The sequence below is a fragment of the Vibrio sp. 2132-1 genome (genome assembly GCF_033344315.1).
This window is the reverse complement of record NZ_JAWPON010000247.1, coordinates 1-771: the sequence shown is the minus strand read 5'-3', so window position 1 is coordinate 771 and position 771 is coordinate 1. Positions and strand designations below refer to the sequence as shown.

The window sequence follows — 771 nt, the reverse complement described above, 5'->3', positions numbered from 1 at the left end:
TTGAACATCAAGACAAGGCGAAGGCACTCAACATGGGTTACCAAGTCGTGGACGACGGTACCGTGATCGCAACACACATCAGCAAAATCATGAAAACCAACCTTGCAGAATTGTTTACACACGATGATGTAGAAGCGATGACGCAGCGATTAACCCAACAAGCGCCGAAATTGGCAGAAGCCTTAGCCGCTGCACTTAACCCAGCTCAACAGCTCAAAGTGTACCGCCAGCTATTGCTTGATCAGGTGCCACTAAAAGACATCCGAACCATTGCGAATACCATGCTGGAGTCTTCAGAAAACACGAAAGACCCGATTTTGTTAGCTGCTGATGTTCGCTGCGCACTAAAACGCACGCTAGTTAACTTAATTGCAGGGCAAAAACCTGAGCTCAATGTTTACGCTTTATCGGATGAATTGGAGCAAATGCTACTGACGTCGCTGCAACAAGCGCAAGCTTCAGGTACAGTGGTTCTCGATAGTTTCCCAATCGAACCGAATATTCTTGGTCAGTTCCAACAAAACTTACCTTTGATTCGACAACAACTTAAGCAGCAAGGCTTACCACCAATACTACTTGTAATGCCGCAATTACGCCCACTACTGGCGCGTTATGCGCGTACTTTCACTCAAGGATTGGCTGTGCTGTCTTACAACGAAATTCCAGAAAACAAACAGATCAATGTGGTAGGAAACCTTGGTTAATCTTATTTCAACACACGCGATATACGAATATCTTTGTAGTCTCGCGGTACAACACATCGTCACGGAC

General features: G+C 45.7%; 1 protein-coding gene. It reads left to right on the top strand.

Going from position 1 to position 771, the window contains the following annotated elements:
• A partial coding sequence (locus tag R8N47_RS24725) for an FHIPEP family type III secretion protein (protein ID WP_318186041.1) occupies positions 1-704 on the top strand: 704 nt, incomplete at its 5' end.
• Between the last annotated feature and the right edge of the window lie 67 nt (positions 705-771).